Source organism: Alteromonas sp. 5NS40-0096 (genome assembly GCF_057544385.1).
Window position 1 is genome coordinate 34,540 of record NZ_BAAJLQ010000006.1, and the last position, 24,274, is coordinate 58,813.

The window sequence follows — 24,274 nt, forward strand, 5'->3', positions numbered from 1 at the left end:
CCTAGTTCAACTAGAAGTGGTTGGGAATCATGAAGCTAGAATTGAACTGGCATAACCGTGCGGGTTATGCATTACTGATGCGTTTGGATAAGCCTGTAGGTATCTACTTGTTGTTATGGCCCACGTTATGGGCTTTGTTGCTGGCGTCCCAAGGCTTGCCTTCTTTACACGTGGGTATCGTGTTTATTCTTGGTGTCATTATCATGCGAAGCGCGGGTTGCATTATCAATGATTACGCAGACCGCAACTTTGATGGTGACGTTGAGCGAACGAAACATCGTCCGTTGGTGTCTGGGCAAGTCACCCCTACTGAGGCGCTTCAGCTGTTTTCACTACTCATTGTCATTGCCTTTTTGTTGGTTATTACAATGAGCTGGTTCACCGTTTTGCTATCTATACCTGCGTTATTGTTGGCATCCTCTTATCCCTTCATGAAACGTTATACCCATCTGCCCCAAGTTGTTCTCGGCGCCGCATTTGGGTGGGCTATCCCAATGGCCATTGGTGCAGTTCTCGGTGAGGTGCCGCTGTGGGGATGGTTGTTGTTTTTTGCCAACTTATTTTGGACCGTGGCATACGATACTATGTATGCAATGGTCGATAGAAACGATGATATTCACATTGGCGTGAAATCAACTGCGATTTTATTCGGTCAACAGGATAGGGTAATAATTGCACTGTTGCAGATAACGACAATACTGTTATTAGCATACGTTGCATCGATACTGTTTTTGGGACCCATTGTTTACGGTTCTATCATAGCCATGGCCGGCTTATTTATATACCAACAAGTGTTGATTTTTCATCGTGACAGGGATGCTTGCTTTAAAGCATTTCTCAACAATCATTATGCTGGACTTGTTTTTACGTTGGGGATTGGTGCGCACTACCTACTCCAATAACACATAACACACGAAAGGTGGTTAACATGCTGCTCACGCTAACAAAGCCAGCTCAATCCATTATGTCTGGTTTGCGCTACTCTGGTAAGTTTGTACTACTCAGCGCAATTTTGATTTTGCCTTTGTTAATCACCCTTTACTTTCTCGATGACGAATTACGGGCTGATATTCGATTTGGCCAGGGTGAAGTCGCTGGGTTGCATATTGTTGCCGAGCTGTATGACCAAAAAGATGCCGCGATGATGGGCAGCAATCGTCTAAATACCGCAAAAATTAGAAACCTCATTGATACTGAATACCCTTCCTTACTAACACGACGCAGCGGAAAGTTACTTGCTGAACTGCCAACAGAATTCAATGGTGGTGACGTCGGTAACGTTGAAGCTCAGCTCAGCCTTCTGATTAGCGCAGTAGCAGATGAGAGCAATTTGTCGCTTGAGTCTCAGTTAGACACACATTACTCGATTGATGTGCTCACAGCACAGTTACCTGCCTACATTGATAGTTTCAGAAATGCCCACGAGTTGGCAGTTGAAATCGCACAAGCTAATCGTTTCACTCAAGATTCGTTTATTGGTTTATCTAACGCACAACGCGAATTGTTGTTTAAGAAAAAGCAAATTGATGAAATTCTGACGCTTGCAAGCGTGGAATCAGACCAGCCGGTACCGAGCCAGTGGCAATCACTAAACGAGCAACTTGAGCGTTACTTGGTGATGGTCAAAGACCAAATGTTAGACCCTGACAGCATTTTAGTTTCGCCAAGCGATGTGGAGCGTCACTATAAGCAAGTCGTTGAAGCCTTGGGCACGTACTTAAATACAGCGATTCCCATGTTAGATGATACGTTGAAAAAACGGGTATCTGGCGCGGTATACACGCATAGATTTATTGTGGGTTTAGCTGTGATTGCGATTTTGCTCGCGGCCTTTTTCTTTATTGGCATGTACGCCAACGTTACCCTAAACATCGCGGAGGTCGTTAGAGTTGTGCACGCCATTGCTCAGGGAAAGCTGAATGCTAGGGTGAAATTGCAAACCTGTGATGAAATGAAAACCATCGGTGAAGATGTAAATAGCATGGCGGAAAATTTGGAGCAAACTGTCAAGAACATGGCTGTCGCTACCGATAGTTTGACGACAGCGGCAGGCTCTTTGCAATCAGTAACACGAACGACCTTAGAAGGCACCCTTGCACAGCAAGAAGAAACGCAGCAAATAGTGGATTCAATGTCGCGAATGGCAGGTATGGCGCAAAATGTTGATGATAACTCTGAGTCGGCCTCTCAAACGGCTAGCGAAGCGGATGAAGCCGCTCAGCAGAGTATCCAGCAACTTCAAACCTTAGAACAAGTGATGCAGGCGATGGAAAAACAAGCCAAAACATCGCAGGCTTCACTGGATAAGTTGGTTGAAGATACAGAAGCCATTAGTAAAGTGTCCCGTGGTATTGATGAGATTGCTGAACAAACTAATTTATTAGCGCTTAATGCGGCCATTGAAGCGGCTCGAGCGGGCGAACAGGGCAGAGGCTTTGCCGTAGTTGCTGATGAAGTTAGAACATTAGCTCAACGGACTCAAAGTCAAACTCAAGAAATTCAAACTATCATTGATGCGTTGCAATCTGCTACCAAAGACACCCATACCAGCATGACGCAAAGTCGCGAACAAATGAATTTGAGTATTGATGAAGCGAAGAATGTTGGTATTGCAATTCAGCGTATTAGCGAGCTCGTAGCGCAAATCAATCTCGCCAGTACCGATATCTCAAGTGAAGCGAGTAATCAGCGACGAGAAACCGAATCCGTTGCAGAGCAACTTGACGATATCGCCAAGATTGCACAACGTGCTAAAGCTGGAGCGGAAGAAACAGGGTCAGCTGTTACTGGTATAGAACAAGTTATTCAAGATCTTCAGCAACAGCTTCGAAGGCTTCAAGGCTAATAGTTTCGCTGATATTACCTTTGCCAAGAGTAAAGGTTTGTACTGCTATTCTTTGTTCTCTAATGCATCTAGACGTGCTTCTAGCGCTTCGAGCTTTTCTCTAGTTCTCATGAGAACTTGGGTTTGGATATCAAATTCGTCACGAGTGACCATATCAAGCTTTGATAATTGAGCTTGCAGCACTTGTTTGACTTTCGACTCAACTTCTTCGGCCATGTTTTTCATGCCAGCTGGCATAGTTCCCGCAATTTGCTGCGCCAATTCTTCGAGTTTTTTCGGATCTAGCATAAATTTACCTTATAATGCCCGTCGCAATGGAATGACCTTATATTAGAGACTTGTGGTCTAGTTGCAATGAAAACCCGCACAACCGCCGACAAGTCGGCAAAGCCCGTTGGTAATTATCACTATGAAGTTAAATGAAGCACAACAATCCGCTGTGACGTATGTGTCTGGCCCTTGTCTCGTACTCGCTGGCGCAGGCAGTGGTAAAACCCGCGTAATTACCAACAAAATCGCTTACTTAGTAAGAGAATGTGATATGCCTGCTCGGCAGATAGCCGCCGTTACCTTTACCAATAAAGCCGCTCGAGAAATGAAAGAGCGGGTTGCGCAAACTTTGGGTAAGCAAGAGGCAAAGGGCCTGAAAGTGTCCACTTTCCACACCCTGGGATTGAACATCATCAAAGCGCATGTCAAACAGCTTGGCTTAAAATCAGGGTTCTCTTTATTCGATGATAAAGACAGTATGGCGTTACTCAACGACCTTACGACTGACACTTTGGACGGTGATAAAGACCAACTATCTTTGCTACAAAGTTGTATTTCAAACTGGAAAAATGATTTAGTTTTGCCAGATGCCTTGCTGAAACAAGCAAAAAGCCAAGGTGAGCGGGATTTCGCTGCGGCCTATCAACAGTACCAAAATCACCTGCGTGCCTATAATGCGTTGGACTTCGACGACTTGATTCTATTGCCGACGTTGCTACTTAAACAAAACGAAGAAGTGCGAAACAAATGGCAAATGAAGATTCGTTACTTATTGGTGGATGAATATCAAGACACCAACACTAGCCAATATGAGTTGGTAAAACTGCTAGTGGGTGAACGGGCGCGCTTTACCGTGGTTGGAGACGATGACCAGTCAATTTATTCGTGGCGTGGCGCTCAGCCAAAGAACTTACATTTATTACAGACCGATTTTCCTCGGTTGAATGTAATTAAGCTCGAGCAAAATTATCGTTCCTCCGGCCGTATTCTTCACTGTGCTAATATTTTGATTCAAAACAATCCACACCTTTTTGATAAAAAGCTTCGCTCTGATCTGCCTTATGGCGAGACCCTTAAAGTCCTAACCGCAAAAAATGAGGAACACGAGGCAGAGCGCGTCGTTGCTGAATTGATTGCTCACAAGTTCATGAATCGCACTGACTTTAAAGACTATGCCATTCTTTATCGAGGCAACCACCAGAGTCGTGTATTTGAGAAAGTGCTAATGAGTAACCGGATCCCTTATAAAATATCAGGGGGAATGAGCTTTTTTGGCCGTGCAGAAGTGAAAGATATCATGGCGTACTTAAGGGTGCTGGTGAATCAAGATGATGACAACGCCTTGTTGCGCATTATCAATACTCCGAACCGTGGTATTGGTCGAGCAACGATGGAAAAGCTTGGCAATTTTGCCAATGAACTAGGCGTATCCATGTTTGCCGCAGCGTGTGATGACCGATTGGGTGGTGTGCTTTCAGGGCAGGGAAGATTGGCTGTGAGTCAATTTGCACGTTGGATAGTTGAGCTTAGCGATGAGGCTGCGAGAGGGGATACGGTCACGGCGTTGAGGACCATGATCAAAGCGATGGGCTATGAAGAGTGGCTTTACGAGCATAGCGCCAGTCCGAAAGCGGCGGAAATGGCAATGGCTAATATATCTACCTTGTTCGGTTGGATAACCGGCATGTTAGAGGGCAATGAGCTAGAAGCGCCAATGACGTTACAAGAGGTCGTCAATCGACTTATCTTGCGCGACATGATGGAACGTGGCGAAGACGATTCTGAGTCAGATCAGGTACAGCTAATGACTCTCCATGCTTCAAAAGGGTTGGAATTTCCTATTGTTTATCTTGTTGGGATGGAAGAAGGCCTATTGCCTCATCAAAGTAGTATTGATGAAGACAATGTCGAGGAAGAACGCCGCCTCGCGTATGTCGGTATAACACGGGCGCAGAAAGAACTAGTATTCAGCTTGGCCAGAGAGCGTAGACAGTTTGGGGAAATTATTATTCCAGAACCCAGTCGATTCCTATATGAGTTGCCGGTGGATGATTTGCAGTGGGAAAACCAAAAGCCTAAAGCAAGCGCAGAAGAAAGACAGCAAAAAGGGCAAACAAGTATTGCTAACTTAAGAGCTATGTTGGGGAAAGGGGATTAGGGCGTATTGGAATTTCTGATACTGGTCGCGGCTCCATGAGAATTTTGCCTTGAGCATAATCACATTTAATGTCATTCAGTGCATCCAATTGCGATTGGCCATCAACGCCTTCTGCGATGACTTTGAACTTTAAGTGCTCAGATATCAGCATCACTGACTGAATCAGTTTTAAATTCCTTTGCGACCGAGGCAGCGATTTGACAAACCTATGGTCAATTTTGATGTAATCAAATGGGTATGAAAACAAGTAGCTGAGCGACGCCAGCCCACTGCCGAAATTGTCCAGCACTAAAGTAATACCTGCGCGCTTTAGCTTTTTGATAGCGGGTAATATGTACTGTGAGCGACGGTTTAAGTCGTTTTCGTCAAATTCAAAAACTAACGAAGCTGGATCGATGTTTTCTGCTTCAATCGACTGAATAATTTTATTCACCAACGAACTCTGTAAAAGGTGGTTGATAGATACATTCACACCGACTTTAAATGCCGTCATTCCTTTTTGCTGCCAAGCTTTGACCATTTCAAAGCTCTTTTCTAACTGGAACAAATCGAGTTCCAGGGTCAGCCCGCTTTGATCAGCAATCTGACGGAAATGTGTTCTATCTACTTTGCCTAACGTTGGGTGGGCCCATCGCACGTACATTTCGTAGTACAAAGGGTTGCTATTCGAGAGTGCGAACACCGGTTGTTGATAACATTCGAATTCTTCTTCTCTCAGCGCGCGTCTAAACTCGTTTTCGAGTTCCATTTCTTCCAGAAGACGCTCTCGCATACTCTTGTCAAACATGGCTAAGCGACCGCGCCCAAGGGTTTTTGCTTGATACATGGCAGCATCGGCATCCCTTAAGACTTCATCTGCCGAACGGTAATAGGTTTCCAAGTGAGCAATACCAATACTCGCACCTGAGTACATTTCTTTACCATCGAGCTGGAATGGCGCTGATATGGTATTGATGATTCGTGCTGCAACGTCTTCAACATCAGCCATGTCTTCAAAGTTGTCGAGCAACACAACAAATTCATCTCCGCCCAAACGAGCGAGCAAATCATGCCCACGAATGCAGTAGCCAATGCGTTTGGCAACCTCTACGAGGAACTCATCCCCCGCGTGATGACCAAGGGTGTCATTGATGATTTTAAAACGGTCTAGGTCAATAAAAAGTACGGCAAATAAGTTTTCTGGATGGCGCTGCTTATTGGCAATAGCTAGCTCTAGGCGACTAGTGAACATCACTCGGTTCGGCAAGTCGGTCAATGCATCGTGATGCGCGTCGTGGATCAGTTTAAGCTCAATTTCTTTACGTTCTTCAATTTGCTGTTTCAGCACTTGGTTCGCTTTGTCGAGTGCTAAAGTGCGAGCTTTAACCCGCTCTTCCAATTGAACGTTGTAAGCTTGAATCTCATCTGTACTGCGCTTTCTTTGCATTGCAACGGCGATATGGTGCGATACAAAGCGGAGCAGTTCTAAGTCTCTATTTGTGTAATTGGAATGCTTACCGTAGGTTTGAACCGCTATGACACCTGACACTTCACCATCGACAACCAATGGCGACCCAAGCCAAGAATTCGCTTTGTTCAACATATTTTGTGCGACGGTCACATCGATTTCGCCTTCTTCGGCTAGCTCGAGAATACGAGGTGGATTAATCAACTGAGCCTGACCGGTTCGAATAACAAACTCTGATAATCCTAATCCCATAGGCCGAGGCGAGGCGGCATCCTCTTCGACATCACAAAAATAGGGGAATTCCAAACGTCCTCTATCATCGCTGATAGTGGTGATGAAACAGTTGGGCGCACTGATGAGCCTAGCGAGGATATCGTGAAGACTAGAATAAAACCCGTCCATATCGCCTTCGAGATTGGCGGCCAATTCCGATATTTCAAACAACGCCTGCTGGAGTGATTCGACTTTTTGACGCTCTAGAATTTCTTCTTGTAAGTCGTCGTTGATCTTACGCAGTTGCCGAGTGCGTTCCCGAATTGTGCGTTCAGTTAGTTCACGGCTCTTTACACGGTCAACGGTTGTGACAATGTGTTGAGATACAAATGACAAGACTTCGAGATCTTCTCTGGTATAAACCACACCTTGGTCATAGGTCTGGACAACCATTGCACCAATGATTTGCGAGCCTCGCTTTAGAGGAACGCCAATCAATTGTTCGGGGATTGAGCCGCAGGCATCGATGTTTTGATTAGACTCGATTTCCGACTTACTCATGAACAAAGGCTCGCCTTTCTTGATGAGATAGCCTGTGATGCCATTATTCAATCGTTCAGGAGGCAATTGCCTGACGACATCCTCATCATGCTCATCAATAAAGTATGAGAAATCGATGGAGTCGTTGTCTTGTTCGTAGAATGCGACAAAGAAGTTATCAGCTATCATGAAATCACCGATGATTTCGTGGATAGCAGAATACAGCAGAGCGAGGTTGCTCACGGAGCTGGCTAACTCCGAGATGTCGAGTAACGCTTTTTGGACTCGTTCGGCCCTTTTGTACTTATCGGTCAGTTGTTGAAGCTGTGGGATTAGCTCTCGTAACTCTTCTTCCGATAGCTCGTTCTGAAATGGATCCGTCGACATTTAGCAAGCCAGTTGAAATGCGTTCAAACACGCATAGAGGTGCGTGTACCTGCGGTATTCCACAGGTACACAAACCATTAGATACCTTCGATCATGTACTCGATTGCAGCTTTGATGTCATCATCACTACAAGTGCCACATGTGCCTTTCGGTGGCATAGCGTTGATACCATTGATGGCATTTTGCCATAGTGTATCAAACCCTTTTTCATCGATACGAGGCTGCCAATCCGCAGCTGCTTGAAGCTTTGGTGCACCTAGAACACCAGCGCCGTGGCAATTCACGCAAGATTTGTTGTAAATATCTTCACCTGACAACGCTCCTGCTGGTTCAGCTGCAACCGCGCCGGCTACATGAACAGAACCCACTGGCTTAATACGCTTGATAATTTCGTCGTTATTTGTGTCTTGTGCCTGTGCGGCAAACACAGTGAGTGCAGCGCCAATAACACTTATCCAGGTTTTTACTTTCACATTTGTCTCCAGGGAAACTCGGTCTTTTAATAGTAATTGGCCAGATTATAACTTTAAATCAACCCCCGACAACACTTTACGACTAAATACCTACAAAAAGTAACCATTTAGTGTTCATAAAATGAACAAAATGCTGATATCCCTAACACTCTGGCGGTTTGATAGCGAAATGGGTTGATGCAGAGAGTCTCGGTCAGTATGATTACGCCGATCACGCTACATTAGATTACTCAGGTTTAACGATTAAACACCAGCTAATCGTCGGTTTATCTGACCATTTGTAGCGCTAGATCAATGTAACGCTCCCGTGGTGAAGTGGATATCACGTGTCCCTCCGGAGGATAAGTCGTAGGTTCGATTCCTACCGGGAGCGCCATTTCTTTGTTTTTATGCTCAGTGGCTTTTGTCTAAAAGCTGCGGGTTGGCAACAAATACCGCTAGCCTTTTCTGTTCTTTCTCGTCAAATGACGACTGTTTCAACGCGTTAATCTCATACTCTGCCGCTTGCGGGTTGTCTGATAACGTCTCTGTCAATTCTCGTGATGCCTCAAGAAACGCATTGACTCGGCTTTTCCATTGTTCTTGTTTTTGTGTTACTTCGACCAGGCGCTGAGCGGCAGTGTGACCAAATTCGGCGGCGAGCATATTGTATGGATTGCCGTTAGACAGAGTCATCTGTTGCAGTTTTTGAAGCTGTTGGGTGGGTTGTATGGCATCCAGTTGATCTTTGGGTAAGCCCGCAAAATGCGCGTCTAAAAGCGCTTGTTTTTGCTCGCTGTCTAACGCATCGTCGTAATAAATCGCTAGGCGTTGTAATGCGTTCTCATCCCAATGTTCGTCACCAGCAAACAATGCTAATTTTTCGACTTCAGTAAAAAAACGCGCGCGAAGGTCTTTTAGCAAATCCAATCGGCGATAGAAGCCATCGGCTTGACGAATAGGCCCGGTGTCTATTGCTGAAAGGGCGAGCTTGTAGTCGATGTAACGCTTGAACAAAGCCGTCAGTTCGGGACAATAGCTCAGTGGTTTACAGTGGGCCTTAAATGCCACCCACATTTCCTCTTCGCCATCTTGGTAGCGCAACAGAAAATGATCAAATAGACGCCGAGTGTTTTGGGTCAACCAGTGCTCAACATCGTTGCTTTGCGCGCCGTCGATATCGATCGTCAGTACCCTTGGCGGGGTTTGTGGCGATTCCTGCGGATTGATTTCAACACGGGCTTTGGGTGAGACCGACGGTTCCGGTGTCTGAGTGAAGACATGGAAAAGCAAGAAGGCAGCAACCATCGTTGCTGCACTGAATACTAGCCCTTTTTGAAACATTACAAGCCCATGTTTTTGAGACGATTTGCTTGCTGGCGGTAAACCGTAATGGGGTCTGTTTCAAACAAGTGATGGATACCGAACGTGTGATTGACTTCATCTATGTGATTCATTCGGTAGTTGTCCTTTATCACGTAGCCCAAATGACTACTGCAACGAGGTACTAAACCATCGTTGGCTTCGTCGATGAGAAGGCTGGTAGTAAACATGGGTCCATCTAGCGGGTCAAACACGTTTGTCAGTGGGCGAGTGCCGCTCCATGAGAAATAATAGACGCCATTGGGGGCAAGAAAATCCCCCTGTCCGCAGTAACTCGAGGGCACGCCTTCTGGATACTTTGCATTAAACGCCAGTGTGCCTTGGGTAGTTAATACTTCCAAACCTTCGAGTGAATCTTGTGGTAAATTTTCGTTGCCCGAAAACCAGTCAATCACAGTAGCCAACGCGTTTGCAGCACCTGCCGCCAAGGTCTCACTAACAGAGCCCTCAGGTACTTTATCACGGATAACGTCGGCAACAGGGCTGCCCCAATTCACGCCACCAATACTGGTGACAGAAGCGACGAGGTCAGGCCTTACGCTGGCCACGTATCGGGCGGTTTGTGCGCCTTGACTATGGGCAAACAAGTTAACCTTGTCGGCACCTGTTATCGCCAGCACTTGTTCCACTTGTACTAATAGCTGCTCTCCCCTGAGTTCTGAGCTATTGGCAGCGGATACTGCTGTCGTAAACACTGTTGCACCATCTTTACTTAACGAGTAAGGAATACGATAGAAATAATCCACGCCGAGTACCGAGTCAAAGCCAAATATGCCGTGGACCAATACAATCGGGTGTTCGGTTTTCGTGTAAGTCCCACTAAATGCGTTAAAACTCAGTGCAAGCAGAAGGGCAGGTAGGGTTTTTATTAGTTTTTTCACGCCAACTCTCTCTTTTAACAGTTTGTTTACAAATAATTATCATTAAGCTGGTCAGAGGTCAAACTAGATGTGGTGAATGCTGGTTATTAATTGAACAAATGATGAAGTTGAAAATTTATGCTAAATCAAAGCGTTTTTGTTAAGTATCGAATACTAAAAATACCAACGCATTCGCACGTAAGCGTTACTCGCCTTTTCAAACTGATTAAAAGATGTGGTTGGATTTTTACCGTAAAAGTAGTTGATACCTGTCGTAATCGAAGTGGTGTCATTGAACTTATACGAACTCGATAATCGTAAATAGCCATCGTTATCCTCTATCGAATAAAAGTGAAATGCCTTGAACGACCAATATTGGCGTGGTGTGGTGTAATTCAGCCCTGTCGTCAACAGCCAGCGGTTTGATACTGCCACATTGTTAGCTTCATGAGATTGTTTGTTGTGAAATTGCTCAGTGTAAAGTTGGAGATTCAAGACAAGCGACGTGGCAATTTCTGTGTCTATTCCGAACAACCAACGAGACTCGTTTGGTGGATGAGATATCAGGGCCTGTCCTCGAGGTATTGAATAGTAACTATATTCGGCTTTCAACAGTCCCACAGAACTGGGTACTACAAGGCTTAAACCGATACTCTCCATTTTGTGATGAGCTGGAGCGCCCTGCATGTCTGTACTTAAAGGAGATCTGGCAAAACCTTGCGACGCATAGAGAGCAATGTCCGAGCGGCCCAATTGAGTGGAAATTCGAGTAGACCATTCTCTCCCATTGGGTAACTGCACATGAGGGGAGGTGCTCGTGTTACCGTTTATTGCTGGTTGGTAAAATGAGAAATACTCGCCATTGATATAGTTATCGGGTTCAAAGCGAGGGCTGTAAATCACATCAAGGGTTAGCAATGTGTGGAAGTAGCTAAATTTGATAGCGTCAGAAGGGGCTTTTAGGTATCTGTCATCTCTACCGTTAAAAAAAGACTGGAAGTCTTTAGGAAATAAATCATTTAAGAATAGATAATCTCCTACACCCCAAGTCAGAATCTGACGACCTATTTTAATATCGGCTTTTTCAAACGTTGCTAAGGAAGCACTCAATTCTCTTACGTTTAGAGTGAATTTCTTCGTGACGGCGTCATGGACCAATTCTACTTCTGGGGACATCGATATTCGATCGAGCGCTTTTTGCCAAGATAGGTTAAGCCTTGTATCTCTCATCGTTGCAGCTTGGAGCAACGCAGGATCACGGTGGAACCTATTGCCCATACCAATTTCGAAAAAAGCATTTAATGTGGAATCGTCCTCCCAATCTGTCCATGCTTCTTCCCACACACTATCTGCGGATTCGGCCATTTCCTGCGCGTTAAGCCACTGGGTAAACAGAAATAGCGTTAAAAGAACAATTAATCTCATATTACTTCAAAAAACGAGTAGGCGGAGTGCGTAAGCTTCGCTCGGTGAATACGTCATCTGATATCGCAAGTTCATACTGTATGTTGCGAAATTCCATAAGCGTAAAGCCGCCAGTGACAAGATCCGATACTTTGCTTTTAACGACAGTGGGAAAACCCTGAATCACCTTCGTTTCGATCGCTTCTACTCGCCGATATACTTGGCCTTTGCCATCTAAGTAGTCTATTTTTACCGGCAGAAAAGTGGCTTTATCTATGGTAACTAAATAGCTCGTAAACTCGACAGAATCTGGCAAGTTGGGAGTGGCCAATAGTGAGACCTCAGACTGCTTGTCTTCGGCGATTTCGAAAGTGTCTTCTCGAATGTTCCTACCAGACACATCTTCGTAGTAAAAATGTGATCCGACGAAGGATGTTCGCTTGTCCGTCGATGCGATTCGCTTGACGAGATCGAGGGCAGGGAGGTAAAGCCAACGATCATCTGTAGTGTTGTTACCAGCGTGTTTTTCTACTCTGAAGACAGTATTTTTGACTTCTGCAGGACGAGAAAAAAATACCATCATTTGTTGGTCTGCGTTTTCCACATTGTTTTTCCTTAGCAATGTAAACTGGCGGAATTGCTTTCTTTGTTGACCATCGACAATCATCATTCGCACCTGAGACCTGGCAGTATTGCCGCTGTAATAAGCCGCCTTTTCTGCTTTTAGCGCCCACTTCTTCGCCTCCTTCGGGCTAGTACTGGCGAATGATTGTGGGCAACACGCCATAAGTGACAACAGTAAAAACGTCAGCCAGCATCTAATGTGTTTCATAATTCAATCCTTCATAACGACGAGTCGTTTTGTGGTGTAGCCAATGCAAACAAACAGGCAAAATTAGTAATGTGACTAAGGCAGAAATCAGCATGATTGCAGCGAGGAAAAAACCAACAGTGATGTATGGTACGAGTGGCGCAAAGAGCAGGGGAACAAACCCGAACGCGACCACTAAAGCATTTCTGACAATCGCAGTTGATGGTTCGGTGAACATATACTCAAGGGTGGCTTGTATGTCCTTGCTTTGTTCAAGGTGAGATTTCGCACGGACAAGAAAGTGAATGGCGAAATCAACAGATAATCCCAACGTCAGTGCTGATAACACGGCAATTGGCATATCGTAATCTTTGCCGATAAAGCCAATAAGGCCATAAATGCCCAAAATGGAGATACTCAGCGGAAGCATGGCTATTACCGCCAGTTGCACCGACCGCAAAAGCAACAACATGACAACAAAAACAACGGCAAATGCCCCGATCAAGCTCTCCAGCATGCCGCCGACCATGTTCTCTTGCCACACTAAATTGAGATACGACTTACCCGCCCATTGCAGCTTAAGCGCTTTGGGTAGCGGGTTCGTTTTAGTGTAATCCTCCACGAACGCTTTGACCGAAGACATAGTCGTATTGTCGCCACTTGTCATTTGCAGCCACAACAAGGTTTGTCGATAGTCCGGCGTAACATAATGCCAAAGGTCTTGAGGTCGATGGGATGACTGATATTGCAACAGTAATTGCGCAATCGCATCGCGACGAAGGGGGAGTCGATAATCGCTTTGATTACCGCTCACTATCTCCCTATTCATTAACTTGACGATATCGATCACAGAATTCGCCTTACCAACAAAGGCCTGCTCTTCAAGAGCCTGTTCTAAGGTATCAATGTATTTTAGTACGTCGGGTTGTAACATAATTTGTTGCGACCCGATTGCCTGTTCAACAGTATGGGCAAACTCTAGCAACCATTGTTCTGTCTCAACATTGTTCAAGAATAACTGGTCTTCAATTTCGTTGAGTAGTGACGGCAAACTTATATCTTCCGCCAGCGACGCAATCCAAGGCTTTAGTTTGGCGGGTGGGTTTGTCGGCATTAATTGAGCAACAGATTGGCGTTTGCCGGTGTGCGAAATTACGAGATAGGCATTGTAAGTGCCACTAAATTGTTCATTGAGCTTGGCATCTGCTATGCGGATCTCATGATTTGATTTAAACCAACGTACCGGGTTGTCATTAACCTGGATTTTGGTCATACCTACTATTGCCACGGCGCACACAAATGCAGCTAAACCAACCCAAACTGATTTGTGATTCATCGCGAGGTTGCCAATGACACTGCACAAATGCTGAATTGCTCCCTTGTTAGTATGAATGCGATGCAGTGATTGCAGTGAAGATGCCGACATACTGTTGATGTATATCGGGATAATAACAAGCGTTAGGGCAAAAGCGACGAGAATCCCTAGCCCGATAAACGCACCAAATATTTGTACTGGGGGAATAGGAGTTAACAGCAATGATAAGAAGCCAGCTGATGAAGTCACCGATGTTAACAACATAGGTTTGAACAGGTCTTTTAAAACCAAGGCGATAGTATATTTAACATCGCTATTACCGTCGTATTTTTCACTGAATTCCGACAATACATGTACACCGTCAACCACAGCTATTGGCATGAGAAAGATAGCGATCATTGATGACATGATATGGACGGTAAACCCCATTCCAATGAGTGCCCCCATAGTGATGATGACAGTCGCAATGGCGACGAACATGGGCGCAAGAATCAGTGGAATACTACGAAAAAACAGCCACATCAAACCGAAAATCGTCAGTCCAGCAAGCGGCGCCGAAATCGCCATTTGAACGAACATTTCTACGCCAAACTGGTTTTCTGCGATAGGTAAACCTGTGATATACCAATGAGGAGCAGAAGGTAATTGAGAGATGAACTCACGCAAAACTTGTGCAATTTCATAGCTTTTTTGCTTATCGGTAACAGGTATAAAAATAATCGATGCCTTACCATCTTCCGACACCAGTGTATTTTTAAAAAGAGGAATGTTGAGCGCGGCCTCGCGAATTTGAATGGCTTTGGCTGGGCTATCAGGTGCTTCCTTCATTAACCACTCGAAACGAAGTGTGCCTGAATCGATATGTTTGATGTTATCCACGGTACTTAACGACAATACGTCGCGATGTACGACGTGTGGATTTGCCAATACAAATTGACTAACGACATCGATATCCGCCAGGTAAGCAGGCTCAAACAACGCTTTATCAACTGAGATACCGAGCACAATGACATCTTTCAACGCAAAGGTTTGCTTTATTTGATTATGAAAAACTCGGTCTGGGTGGTGTTGCACCAGCATATTCTCAGGATCCGTATCAATCTGAATTTGTGGCAATTGCCACGCACAGCCCAACACGATCAGCACAATTGCTGTAATAACGGATTTGGAATGAGAAAATAAAAAATGCATAAAACATAAGGTTTATCTAATATTAGTAAAATCTTATATTTTATGCCGAAGAAATACAAGTCGACTAAAGTCTATGTATTAATGTTGCTTACGCGGAGGCGGGTAAGTCGATGATAAACGCGGCGCCGCCCATATCAGATTGTCCGATACTGATACTACCTTTATGGAGCTCAACGTAGCGTTTTACGATAGCGAGCCCCAACCCAATACCGCCAGAATTGCGATCTCGGCTTTGATCTAAACGTACAAAGGGCTCAAAAAGCGTTTGCCAGCTCGATGGCGGAATCCCAGGACCGTCATCGTTTATACTGAGGTTGGTATGGCCATCATTGATTTGTAATTGAATCAAAATGTGAGTTTCTGCATAGCGCACGGCGTTGCGAACGAGGTTATCTAACACCCTTACCATGGCATCCTCATCACATTGAATGAGAGTCTCAACAGGTAATGCTGTCTTCAATTCGAACCTCAGGTGGCTGTGAATCATTTGAAACTTAGCCAGCGTATCGGCGATGACTTTGCACAGTGGTATCGGTTTAATAGTAAGTTGCGGCTCTTCTCTATCAAATCGAGCGTAAACCAATAGCTCGTCTACCAAGCTATCAAGCTCAACGATGTTCTCATCCATCGTTGTTAGGTATTTTTGTCGAGAATTATTGCAATCCACAGCACTGACCATTTCCATTGCAAAGCGGATACGCGCGATAGGGGTTCGCAGCTCGTGAGAGACAGCATGAGACAACTCTTTGTGTGACTTGATCAAGCGCTGTATGCGCTGGGCCATACTATTGAAACGCTCAGCGAGGGGTTTGAGCGGCGCGGCGACATGCGCATCAACTCGCGCATCGAATTCGCCTTTGCCGAATTGTTCTGCCGCTCTGGTGAGGTTAACTAGCCCTTTCGAAATTGGCCATACCCAAACAAATACCGCCAGTGCAAGCCCGAACAAGAAAACACTGGTAAAAATTGCATCATTTTCGGTTGAGGAATGGTTGACGATTGGCCCGATGACAATGATGTTTTCAGACTGAGCGTAACGTTGAATAAACCAGCTTTCACCGCTGAAATCGTCGAAAATAGTGACAATTCCGCCTTCTTCAAGAAAGAATTGTTGCGATTCAGTAAGCGGTGTTTGGTTAAGTGTTTCACCTTGTATAACCTTGTAGGCAGGTTGTAAAGATAATGGGTATCCAAATGACGCAGAAATCGCGCTGAGATAATCTTGCTGTTGTTCGGCAGACTGTCTGGCCAATTCGCGGTTCAGCAGAAAAAAAGTGCCCTTATGCAAGTCCAAATCGGTTGTGACGTTCGCTTCTTGCATGTGCTCATCGTAGAGCCTATCGAGACTCCAGCCCAAACCAATAACCATAACAATGATAAAAAGGTAGAGACGAAAAAAGAGGTTTTTCATAAGCAAATATCAACTAAAAAGAAGCGCATGCAACGCTCACGTGGACGTCTAAAAATACAGTGTTATTCGAGGCTTCGTTGCTTACGCCCAAGCATCGCTAACAAACAAATAGCCTTTCTTCCAAACCGTTTTGATTTTTTCCGGTTTAGTCGCATTGTCGCCCAGCTTTTTGCGCAATCGCGATACCAGCATGTCTACTGTTCTGTCCATGCCATCGTAGCCAAACCCTCTTAAGTTGTTCAATAGATCGTCTCTGGATAAGACCTTATCGGCATTTTCAGCAAACAAGCATAGCAGTGACAACTCGTTGGTTGTGATATCAATATTTTGATCTTCAAGAGAAACAATCTGCTTGAGGCTATTGATATACAGCTCGCCAAACTGGTACTCATTTTCATTGAGTTTGCCGCTTTGTGATACGGTTGATTGTTGCGGTGTGCGTCTGAGAAGTGCTGTCACACGAGCGAGTAGTAATCGCGGCTGTACCGGCTTGCAGATGTAGTCATCAGCGCCTACTTCTAGACCGACAATTTGGTCAATATCATCGGTTCTTGCTGTAAGCATGACAACGGGTACCTGACTTTGGAGGCGCAGCTCACGACAGATATCGAGGCCGTTTTTACCGGGTAACATCAAGTCTAAAATGACTAAGTCAGGTTGTGTTTGCAATATGCGATCTGTGGCGTTGTCACCCATGTTCTCGACACTGACTTTGAACCCCTGTAATTCAAAATACTCTTTGACCAGGGTTGCTAGGCTATGATCGTCTTCTACTAAGAAGATGTGTGCGAGATTGTTTGTATTGCTCAAACCTTATTTTCCTTTTGTAGAGTTGGGAGACAGTTGATGCCTCCCAGTGCTACTTTAAAATCGATATGTCAAAAATGCACCGACCAAAGACTCGTAGTTGGTTCGTTGATCGTAGCCGTTTTCTACCGCATCAAAGTTAGTGTATTCGGCGAATACGCCCATACTTGTGTGCTTTGAGAAAACGTACTCTGCGCCCAAGGATACGCTGTGAGCGTCATCAGTAACAAAATCATTCAGTACACTGTAGCTGTATGTTCCTGTCAGTGTAATCTGGTCTGTAATGTTTTGCATCGCGCCCACGCTAAAACGATATTCGTTCCGGTTGTCTCTGCGTTCTTCGTCCCACAAAATATACTCTGCTGCGAATAGATAAGCACGATTTTCGCTGACTACATATTTGCTACTTAAATCTACGCCGTAAGCAAATGCCTCTCCATTGCCGTTCTCTCTGTAGCCTCTGAGTCCACCGCCTAGCGCCACATCCCAACCGAGTCCGTTGTTTTCACGACCGACGATTTTATAACGCAATCCATCAAGACCAATGGTTAAATTGTCATTGATCCCGTAGGCTGCTTGTAGGCCAATTTTCCAATCGTTGCCTTCTGTTACTTCATGGGCGACACCTGCCGCCAAGAAGATTTCATTATCGACTAGTGTAAGCGGTCGAAGAACAGGGTTGTCTGGGCTTACTTCATCGGCAAATGATGAAAAGCTGGCCAGTCCTAATAATAGTGTTGTGAGTGTCTTTTTCATGGTTTTGCTCCGTTTTCTGTGTTTCCTGATTTGATGAGCAAAGTGTAAAGACACTGTTTGTCTTAATCTTTCGCGTTGATGTGCAAAAGTGTTGTGTGTTTGTAATTTTATGTAATGCGTTTAAAAGACTCGCCAGAAGCGATTTCGTCGTCTTGCGCGTAAACGTTGTTCCAAGGCTCCCATGACTTTGATAGTCGCAGTAGCCAATACAACACGCTGTTCTGAGCGAGTAAGCCTAAAGGTCCTGCTAGTGTCTCCACTGAAGGTTAGCTTTACCGTTCCTGAAACGGCTTCCGACCAACACTGTATTGGCTCTTCACGACCTTCATCCCACAGGCAATAGCCTCCTGACTCGGGTACTTCCCATATTAATGCAGCTTCCATCTCGCAAAGTGTTTTTCCTTGTTCGCGAATACAAACTTGTGGGCCAGCAACGAGGCTCGCAACCGCTGTTTTCGCAGTGTCTTCACCGTGGCTATTGGTTGAGATGCCCAACAGAACAGCGAAAAGGAAAAATGGTATACACTGCCTTGTGTTTAAAACGTCCATATTGCTCCTACACCAACGTTGAAGCCATTGCTTCGAGGAGTCACTAATGGACTTTCCGTTATATTTCGACTCGGTAATGCTATTCCAGCAAAGCCTATGATCGACCATCTTTCACCAAATGGTCTTTCAACATACAGTTGAGCTGCCGTGATGTAGGCTGAACCGGCGGTATATTCGGGACGGCCAACTCTTACCTCACTGGCATGCACGCCATAGTAGTAGTCGACGGCATTACTGCTGACAAACGCAATACTCAGTGCCGGCAACCATAGCGTCGTTTCAGTATAGATTGGGCGCGCCATTTCAATTGTCGCTACGGTACCGTTGTGGCGACCCAGTGCATCGTGGAGTAATCTGACTCTAAAGTCGTATTTGTGGTTCGTTGATATGTACTCAACACCGGCTTCGAAAGAGGCCTTTCTGGTGATGATACCGTCTAGATTAGAACTATCCTCACTTTGGTTTTCTTCTGATATTTCGAAAAACCATGACTCTGCGACCAGATTAAACTGGTGTGAGTCCGAATCGTGAAGAACATAGCCGAATGTCAGAGGGTGTAGTGTATTAGGCGAGGCCTCGGCGTAAAACTTACCGTAATAAACGCCACCACTTACAAAGGGCGATAAACCAAAAGAGTCGTCTCTTTCTGTTAGGCCTTCAATAAAATGGCGATTGTAGTTAACGGTTAAGCCGAGATCGACTTGCCACTCTATTTTGGTTTCTGTTGACTCTGCGGCACTTACGAGCCAACTCGATAGCAGCAAACAGGCAGAAAAAATAATCGTTACGGTCTTTGAGACATTCACAGCTCAGTATTCCAAAGGAGTCCATCGCACATAATTGCGCTTGTTATATTTATCGAGTCTGAATTTTAGCGGTGACTTGTATTTAAAATCATCAAAAAGCTGCGGTTTATTACAAAACGTTACATTTGTACTGAGTAAGTCGGCACTTTTCATTGTGATTCCATCCAAACCACCCAGTATAAACTCGCGACTTTAGATCTATCTCATAGAGCTCAATCAAAAAGTTTGGTACTCTAAATAATAATTATTATTATTTGGAAGGTGAAATTGCCGGCCAAATCTATTTCAGTAGTGAGAATTTCGATGACATTATGGGAACTTTCGCCAACGCAGACGGCAGTTGTCGTAACAATCGCTGATACAGTCTCTCCAGCCGTTTTGTCTAGATTAACCGAGATGGGCATTGAAACTGAACAATCAATTCATTGTTTGAGAAAAGGTCCGTTTAACGGCCCGATCGTGCTCGAGTTAGGTGGTAGTGTCTTTGCGTTAGAACAAGCGCTCGCAGAAGCCATTTTCGTTCGTCTCTAATTCCGTTTTATAAGGTCGTTGATATGCAACGTATTGTCATGGTTGGCAAGCCAAATTGTGGTAAGAGCTTGTTGTTTAACCAACTTACAGGATTACGCCAAAAAGTGGCCAACTATCCTGGGGTAACTGTTGAAGTGAAGTCTGGTCGATTTGGCGAGCATGAACTTGTCGATTTACCTGGCACCTATTCATTGTCAGCGATTACTCGAGACGAAGATATCGCGGTAAAGGAAATTACGCGATCGATTCAAGATGACGCCACGGCATTAGTAATGTGTGTACTCGACGCCACTCGGCTTGAGCGTAGCTTAGTACTTGGTCTTCAAGTACAAAAACTAGCAGCCGAAAACAACAAAGCCGTGCTGTTCGCACTCAATTTTATCGACGAAGTACACCGTTTTGGCAAAGATATAGACACTGAACAATTGAGCCGAGAGCTAGGGAGCCCGGTAATCGCGCTGTCGGCACGCGCTTTAACTGGCGTGCACGAACTGAAGCAAGGTGCGCTTGAGATGGTCTCACAGTCGTCACCACGGTTACCGATAAATACAATCGATTCCAATGCCGCGGCAATACACCGCAGCCGACAATTGGCTAAACAATTTGGTGTTAAACAAGATGTTGTCCTGAAAAATCAGCATCAAATAGACAGTTTCATGCTCAACAGTGCGTTTGGAAGCGTCGTTTTTTTTGCACTGATGTTTGTCTTGTTTCAAAGTATTTTTACATTGGCTGCACCGCTGATGGATGGTACAGAAGCGGCCATTAGTGCCCTCGCCCAATGGATCACCGTCTTTACCCCCGAGGGTATAGTCAGTGACTTTCTCAATGACGCCCTCTTTGGTGGCTTCGGTTCTTTCCTCGTATTCGTCCCCCAGATTATGGTTCTGACATTTATCCTTGGTTTGTTGGAGGATTCTGGGTATCTCGCCCGAGCCGCTTTGGTGTGCCACCGCCCTTTGAGTTTTTTTGGTCTATCTGGCCGTAGCTTTATACCTTATTTATCAGGCCACGCTTGCGCCATACCGGCCATCATGGCAGCGAGGACTATCGAGTCTCCTCATAAACGATTGATTACTATGCTGACCATCCCGCTTATGTCCTGTTCAGCACGACTTCCTGTTTATGCGTTGCTCATTGCAGTATTGGTGCCTGCTGACGGTGTATTTCTCGGGTTGTTCAATCTCCAAGGCGCCGCTTTTTTTGGTCTCTATTTCTTCGGTATTCTTATGGCACTAGTAGTTAGCCAGGTATTGAATAAACTACTGCCAAAGGATTTAGAGCAGTCTGACATGCCATTTATTCTCGAATTACCGACGTATCGCCTACCCCACTGGAAACCCTTGTACCAACGAGTTATTGGCAGTGGTTTGAGCTTTATTCGCCGTGCCGGACCGATTATTTTTATGGTCTCGGTGGGCATTTGGGTACTTGGATACTTTCCGATGAATACCCCGTTGGAAGATTCTTATTTAGGCCAGATTGGGCAATTCATTGAACCTGTTTTCGCACCGCTGGGTTTGGATTGGCGATACGGTGTTGCTATCTTGATGTCTTTCTTAGCGCGAGAAGTATTTGTTGGCGCTCTGGGGACGCTTTTCGGCATGGACGATGCTGAGGAGAATGTAGAAGGATTAGCACAGCAGGTTCAAGCGGATGGACTCACACTGGGTGCGGGCTTAGGACTCGTACTATTTTACGTAGTAGCACTGCAGTGTGTGGCAACCGTTGCGATGATTCGAGCTGAAACCGGTAGTAGCAAGCTAGCGTGGGGTGTTTATGTGGCGTATGGGCTACTTGCCTATGGCATTGCAGCCCTAGTCTATGCCGTTATCTAAACGTAATCGGCACTTTGTTTGTATAGGGAAAGTGCCTGATTTGCATCATTGTTGTCTTCGCTGATTTGTGCCAATAACAGCATATCCTCTTGTGACGGTTTTAAGGTAATTGCTTTGCTTAACGCTTTTTGAGCCAGTACCGGATCAGCACAATGATAGGCGAGATGGCCGAGGGTTGAATACAGTTTTTCGTTGTCACTGTCTGCTTTGATCCACTGCTCAATCCGTTTAAAACTGGGCGAAGGATCCGCCAATTCTAAGCGTTTAAACAGTGGCAACAACAGAGGATTAGGGCCTTTCTTTTGGCTGTCTAGCAAGAAAGCTTGAGCATCAGAGTGCATCCCCTGAGCCAATAGCTGTTCAACATAAGCAAAAATGTAAGCATCGTCATTGCGTTGCTTACGGGGCATGTCTGCCCACGTTTGTTTGAGCTGATTAGCGCCGTGACGACTTGCGACTTCGCTTAATTTACCTTGTGCAATTTTGCCCGCCCATCTCGAATAATCTTCTCCTAAAGGCTTTTTCCAGCGACCCAATGAGCGCTCGAGTGTACTCCATTGGCCATCTTCAGCGAGTGCTTTTGCAAAAGTTTTGATAAGCATTGGCGATGGTTTGTTCGCTTCCATACTCGGTTGAAGTAAAGTAATGGCTTGGGCTGGCTGACCTTGGTCCATCTTCGCTTCTGCACTCAATACAAGAGCGGCTTCTGATGTCTCCGGATACTCTTGTGCTAACTTGAGGAACGTTTCTGCACTTTCAAATTGACCAAGCCTAATATTTGCCAGTCCAAGGCTGAGGTAATTCATGCCACCAAATTCTGTACCAACGGTATCTTGTAGCTTCGAGACTGCATTTTCAGGCTGGTTTAACATTAGGGCTTGCATACCCTGTTCGAAAAGCTGTTGTTGCTTCTTCGTTTTTCGTCTCCCCAACCAATGGCGAGATCCCGTGAGTAACCTAACGAGACGCTTCACGGCCCATTTGAGTATCACCAAGGCGACACCCGCCAATACCGCAATAATGCCAAGACTTACTAAGTTAGTCTCAATGACATGCGTACCCGCTTGAATCAACACGTAACCTTTTTGGTTGATTAAGCTCGGTGCAATGACCAGAAGCGCTAATACCGTAACGACGACCAACGTTAACCAGATAAGCCTTTTCATAGTGCCTGCACTCCGCGTTCAATCACACTGTCTACGCGATCAGCAAGTAAATCTGAAAGTGGGCGCTGTGCTTGCAACTCTGTGGGTAGTGCTCGGCTTACATCGTTTTCCAACAGGTTTTGAATGCTGCCCATAAAACCTGACACTTCGGGCGTAGAAAGGTCATAGTGTTCAACCATTAAACCCAGAGCCTGTTGAAGCGATTGTTGATAAAGGGTGTTCTGTGCCTTGTTTGCAGCAGCTTGAGCCTGCAGTAAGTACAATGACAATTGTTCCCTAGCGAGCCAGCGTTGCTGTTGATTCATAAATGGCTTGATGGGTGTGTCAACGCGCTCGTGTGAAATAAAGTCGTCAACAATATTGCGCCATACAACCGCCAAGTTTTCCTGCCAATCGGAGACCGACTCGGACATTTCGGCTTTGGGTGTACCGGCATTCGGATCTGGGAAGTCAATATAGTCCAATGGCAAAGCGTCGACTTGGCCAAGCAATCCCGACAATGCCAGGGCAATACTGACGTGAGCGACTTCATTGACTTGTTTCAATCGTTGTATATCTTGCGCAATCAAGCTTCTAACGGGAAGAATTGATGGATCACCCAATTCGCTCAGTCTTGCATTAGCACTGTCGAGTAACATGATGGCGGTTCTGGCATCGTGTTCTAGCCATAGCTTTCTGCCTGCCATGCGTACAAGGTAATCCGCTTCTGCAAGTAACCAATCACTGGGTCTGCGGCCGTTAATGCCGTCAAGTTTGTCTTGAAGAGCAGCGTTTTGTTGCTCTAAGGCCAAAGTTGAGTCGTTTAAAGCGGAAATGGCCTGCTGGCGCTGCGCATTGTCTGCTCTAACGCTGTCTATTTCGCTCTGTAGCGCTGTATTTTGGGCGTTTAGTGCATTAAGCGTAGACTGCTGCTGCGCATTGGTTTGCTCAAGTGTAGTGACGGCACCCAATTTCTGTTCGAGGAACCAATAGCCACCACCAATACCAGCAAGTGATAGCAACATAGCAAAAAGGACAAATACCCAGAGCAATCCCGTTTTCGGGGATGCTGTATTCCTTGATTTCGGAGAGCTGGTGGACTCAGTTGTGTGTGTGACATCATTCTCGACAACCATTTCTTTACTCTCTGCCATG

General features: G+C 45.4%; 20 protein-coding genes and 1 tRNA gene. 6 read left to right on the forward strand and 15 right to left on the reverse strand.

The window, feature by feature from the left end:
- Window positions 1-29: 29 nt before the first annotated feature.
- Both ubiA and AC27G9_RS16940 read left to right on the forward strand, forming a co-directional pair.
- Window positions 30-902: a 4-hydroxybenzoate octaprenyltransferase gene (ubiA, locus tag AC27G9_RS16935; protein WP_487075662.1), complete on the forward strand. Its 873-nt coding sequence runs from the start codon at window positions 30-32 to the stop codon at window positions 900-902.
- A 26-nt stretch (window positions 903-928) separates the two neighbouring features.
- A complete protein-coding gene (locus tag AC27G9_RS16940) occupies window positions 929-2,845 on the forward strand; it encodes a methyl-accepting chemotaxis protein (RefSeq protein ID WP_487075663.1) in 1,917 nt (638 codons plus the stop codon).
- 45 nt (window positions 2,846-2,890) lie between these two features.
- Here AC27G9_RS16940 and ubiK read toward each other — a convergent pair whose 3' ends face one another.
- The gene (ubiK, locus tag AC27G9_RS16945; RefSeq protein WP_487075664.1) at window positions 2,891-3,133 is read right to left on the reverse strand and encodes a ubiquinone biosynthesis accessory factor UbiK; all 243 of its coding nucleotides are present in this window, start codon (window positions 3,131-3,133) and stop codon (window positions 2,891-2,893) included.
- Window positions 3,134-3,254: 121 nt separating this feature from the next.
- Between ubiK and rep the strand changes: the two genes are divergently transcribed.
- Window positions 3,255-5,273, forward strand: coding sequence for a DNA helicase Rep (gene rep / locus AC27G9_RS16950; protein WP_487075665.1), 2,019 nt, complete (start codon window positions 3,255-3,257; stop codon window positions 5,271-5,273).
- Here rep and AC27G9_RS16955 read toward each other — a convergent pair.
- Together AC27G9_RS16955 and AC27G9_RS16960 are read right to left on the reverse strand one after the other, a co-directional pair.
- On the reverse strand, window positions 5,251-7,860 hold the full coding sequence (locus AC27G9_RS16955; RefSeq protein ID WP_487075666.1) for a bifunctional diguanylate cyclase/phosphodiesterase: 2,610 nt from the start codon (window positions 7,858-7,860) through the stop codon (window positions 5,251-5,253). The genes rep and AC27G9_RS16955 overlap by 23 nt on opposite strands.
- Window positions 7,861-7,937: 77 nt before the next feature.
- Window positions 7,938-8,333, reverse strand: coding sequence for a c-type cytochrome (locus AC27G9_RS16960; RefSeq protein WP_487075667.1), 396 nt, complete (start codon window positions 8,331-8,333; stop codon window positions 7,938-7,940).
- A 301-nt stretch (window positions 8,334-8,634) separates the two neighbouring features.
- Between AC27G9_RS16960 and AC27G9_RS16965 the strand changes: the two genes are divergently transcribed.
- Window positions 8,635-8,709: transfer RNA gene (locus AC27G9_RS16965), tRNA-Arg, on the forward strand.
- Window positions 8,710-8,726: 17 nt separating this feature from the next.
- Here AC27G9_RS16965 and AC27G9_RS16970 read toward each other — a convergent pair.
- From AC27G9_RS16970 to AC27G9_RS17015, 10 genes are all read right to left on the reverse strand, one after another.
- Complete coding sequence (locus AC27G9_RS16970; protein WP_487075668.1) at window positions 8,727-9,656, reverse strand: lipase secretion chaperone; 930 nt, start codon at window positions 9,654-9,656, stop codon at window positions 8,727-8,729.
- Window positions 9,656-10,576 carry a lipase family alpha/beta hydrolase gene (locus AC27G9_RS16975; RefSeq protein WP_487075669.1) on the reverse strand — a complete coding sequence of 307 codons (921 nt, stop codon included), beginning with the start codon at window positions 10,574-10,576 and terminating at the stop codon, window positions 9,656-9,658. Before AC27G9_RS16975 ends, AC27G9_RS16970 begins: the two co-directional genes overlap by 1 nt.
- Window positions 10,577-10,729: 153 nt before the next feature.
- The gene (locus AC27G9_RS16980; protein ID WP_487075670.1) at window positions 10,730-11,980 is read right to left on the reverse strand and encodes a hypothetical protein; all 1,251 of its coding nucleotides are present in this window, start codon (window positions 11,978-11,980) and stop codon (window positions 10,730-10,732) included.
- A gap of 1 nt (window position 11,981) precedes the next feature.
- Window positions 11,982-12,791: an outer membrane lipoprotein-sorting protein gene (locus AC27G9_RS16985; RefSeq protein WP_487075671.1), complete on the reverse strand. Its 810-nt coding sequence runs from the start codon at window positions 12,789-12,791 to the stop codon at window positions 11,982-11,984.
- Window positions 12,778-15,276: an efflux RND transporter permease subunit gene (locus AC27G9_RS16990; RefSeq protein WP_487075672.1), complete on the reverse strand. Its 2,499-nt coding sequence runs from the start codon at window positions 15,274-15,276 to the stop codon at window positions 12,778-12,780. The genes AC27G9_RS16985 and AC27G9_RS16990 overlap by 14 nt, the downstream gene beginning before the upstream one ends.
- Window positions 15,277-15,364: 88 nt before the next feature.
- The gene (locus AC27G9_RS16995; protein WP_487075673.1) at window positions 15,365-16,687 is read right to left on the reverse strand and encodes an ATP-binding protein; all 1,323 of its coding nucleotides are present in this window, start codon (window positions 16,685-16,687) and stop codon (window positions 15,365-15,367) included.
- Window positions 16,688-16,768: 81 nt separating this feature from the next.
- On the reverse strand, window positions 16,769-17,497 hold the full coding sequence (locus tag AC27G9_RS17000; protein WP_487075674.1) for a response regulator: 729 nt from the start codon (window positions 17,495-17,497) through the stop codon (window positions 16,769-16,771).
- Window positions 17,498-17,551: 54 nt separating this feature from the next.
- Window positions 17,552-18,250 (reverse strand): hypothetical protein, encoded by a 699-nt coding sequence (locus AC27G9_RS17005; RefSeq protein ID WP_487075675.1) that lies wholly within the window; start codon window positions 18,248-18,250, stop codon window positions 17,552-17,554.
- Between the two features lie 120 nt (window positions 18,251-18,370).
- A complete protein-coding gene (locus AC27G9_RS17010; RefSeq protein WP_487075676.1) occupies window positions 18,371-18,799 on the reverse strand; it encodes a DUF3019 domain-containing protein in 429 nt (142 codons plus the stop codon).
- Window positions 18,787-19,605, reverse strand: coding sequence for a MipA/OmpV family protein (locus AC27G9_RS17015; RefSeq protein ID WP_487075677.1), 819 nt, complete (start codon window positions 19,603-19,605; stop codon window positions 18,787-18,789). The genes AC27G9_RS17010 and AC27G9_RS17015 overlap by 13 nt, the downstream gene beginning before the upstream one ends.
- A gap of 303 nt (window positions 19,606-19,908) precedes the next feature.
- Here AC27G9_RS17015 and AC27G9_RS17020 point away from each other — a divergent pair, with 303 nt between their 5' ends.
- On the forward strand, window positions 19,909-20,136 hold the full coding sequence (locus AC27G9_RS17020; protein ID WP_487075678.1) for a FeoA family protein: 228 nt from the start codon (window positions 19,909-19,911) through the stop codon (window positions 20,134-20,136).
- Window positions 20,137-20,159: 23 nt separating this feature from the next.
- Window positions 20,160-21,974, forward strand: a complete 1,815-nt coding sequence (feoB, locus tag AC27G9_RS17025) for a ferrous iron transporter B (RefSeq protein WP_487075679.1) — start codon at window positions 20,160-20,162, stop codon at window positions 21,972-21,974.
- Here the strand turns inward: feoB and AC27G9_RS17030 are convergent.
- Together AC27G9_RS17030 and AC27G9_RS17035 are read right to left on the reverse strand one after the other, a co-directional pair.
- Window positions 21,971-23,140, reverse strand: coding sequence for a heme biosynthesis HemY N-terminal domain-containing protein (locus tag AC27G9_RS17030; protein ID WP_487075680.1), 1,170 nt, complete (start codon window positions 23,138-23,140; stop codon window positions 21,971-21,973). The two genes, feoB and AC27G9_RS17030, sit on opposite strands and share 4 nt — an antisense overlap.
- The gene (locus AC27G9_RS17035) at window positions 23,137-24,273 is read right to left on the reverse strand and encodes a uroporphyrinogen-III C-methyltransferase (RefSeq protein ID WP_487075681.1); all 1,137 of its coding nucleotides are present in this window, start codon (window positions 24,271-24,273) and stop codon (window positions 23,137-23,139) included. Before AC27G9_RS17035 ends, AC27G9_RS17030 begins: the two co-directional genes overlap by 4 nt.
- Window position 24,274: the final 1 nt, after the last annotated feature.

What these genes read in the sequence shown, in the direction of transcription:
- ubiA (WP_487075662.1), top strand. Translation starts at nt 30, where the DNA reads ATGAAGCTAGAATTGAACTGGCATAACCGTGCGGGTTATGCATTACTG.
- AC27G9_RS16940 (WP_487075663.1), top strand. Translation starts at nt 929, where the DNA reads ATGCTGCTCACGCTAACAAAGCCAGCTCAATCCATTATGTCTGGTTTG.
- ubiK (WP_487075664.1), bottom strand. Translation starts at nt 3,133, where the DNA reads ATGCTAGATCCGAAAAAACTCGAAGAATTGGCGCAGCAAATTGCGGGA.
- rep (WP_487075665.1), top strand. Translation starts at nt 3,255, where the DNA reads ATGAAGTTAAATGAAGCACAACAATCCGCTGTGACGTATGTGTCTGGC.
- AC27G9_RS16955 (WP_487075666.1), bottom strand. Translation starts at nt 7,860, where the DNA reads ATGTCGACGGATCCATTTCAGAACGAGCTATCGGAAGAAGAGTTACGA.
- AC27G9_RS16970 (WP_487075668.1), bottom strand. Translation starts at nt 9,656, where the DNA reads ATGTTTCAAAAAGGGCTAGTATTCAGTGCAGCAACGATGGTTGCTGCC.
- AC27G9_RS16980 (WP_487075670.1), bottom strand. Translation starts at nt 11,980, where the DNA reads ATGAGATTAATTGTTCTTTTAACGCTATTTCTGTTTACCCAGTGGCTT.
- AC27G9_RS16985 (WP_487075671.1), bottom strand. Translation starts at nt 12,791, where the DNA reads ATGAAACACATTAGATGCTGGCTGACGTTTTTACTGTTGTCACTTATG.
- AC27G9_RS16990 (WP_487075672.1), bottom strand. Translation starts at nt 15,276, where the DNA reads ATGCATTTTTTATTTTCTCATTCCAAATCCGTTATTACAGCAATTGTG.
- AC27G9_RS16995 (WP_487075673.1), bottom strand. Translation starts at nt 16,687, where the DNA reads ATGAAAAACCTCTTTTTTCGTCTCTACCTTTTTATCATTGTTATGGTT.
- AC27G9_RS17005 (WP_487075675.1), bottom strand. Translation starts at nt 18,250, where the DNA reads ATGAAAAAGACACTCACAACACTATTATTAGGACTGGCCAGCTTTTCA.
- AC27G9_RS17010 (WP_487075676.1), bottom strand. Translation starts at nt 18,799, where the DNA reads ATGGACGTTTTAAACACAAGGCAGTGTATACCATTTTTCCTTTTCGCT.
- AC27G9_RS17020 (WP_487075678.1), top strand. Translation starts at nt 19,909, where the DNA reads ATGACATTATGGGAACTTTCGCCAACGCAGACGGCAGTTGTCGTAACA.
- feoB (WP_487075679.1), top strand. Translation starts at nt 20,160, where the DNA reads ATGCAACGTATTGTCATGGTTGGCAAGCCAAATTGTGGTAAGAGCTTG.
- AC27G9_RS17030 (WP_487075680.1), bottom strand. Translation starts at nt 23,140, where the DNA reads ATGAAAAGGCTTATCTGGTTAACGTTGGTCGTCGTTACGGTATTAGCG.
- AC27G9_RS17035 (WP_487075681.1), bottom strand. Translation starts at nt 24,273, where the DNA reads ATGGCAGAGAGTAAAGAAATGGTTGTCGAGAATGATGTCACACACACA.